This window comes from Shewanella electrica (assembly GCF_022321485.1).
Lineage (GTDB): Bacteria > Pseudomonadota > Gammaproteobacteria > Enterobacterales > Shewanellaceae > Shewanella > Shewanella electrica.
In genome coordinates, this window is record NZ_JAKOGG010000269.1 from 1 (window position 1) to 272 (window position 272).

Sequence of the window (272 nt, forward strand, 5' to 3'; positions counted from 1 at the left end):
CAAATGACGGTACAGATCCGTCAGGTGCGGGAGCTGGAAAGGGAAATGGCTGGGACACAGATGATTACTCCCAGGACTTTATTGCTACAACCCCGAATCCGCAAAGTTCCGTGTCTCCAATTGAAGGCGATACAACACCAATCAGCGCACTGCGCCAAAACGACAGCACCGGCACACCAACGCTGAAGGGCCAGACTGTCAGAGTTGAAGGGATTGTAACCGTAGCCAATCAGGTGCTGGGCGCCAACTCCTTCTACATACAGGATGCGAGC

The 272-nt window shown here is 53.7% G+C and carries 1 protein-coding gene; it reads left to right on the forward strand.

The genetic code is table 11. The annotated features are described in order from the left end of the window. Nucleotides 1-272, forward strand: a 272-nt coding sequence (locus L9G74_RS20595; protein ID WP_238898624.1) for a hypothetical protein, incomplete at both ends; no start/stop codon positions are given.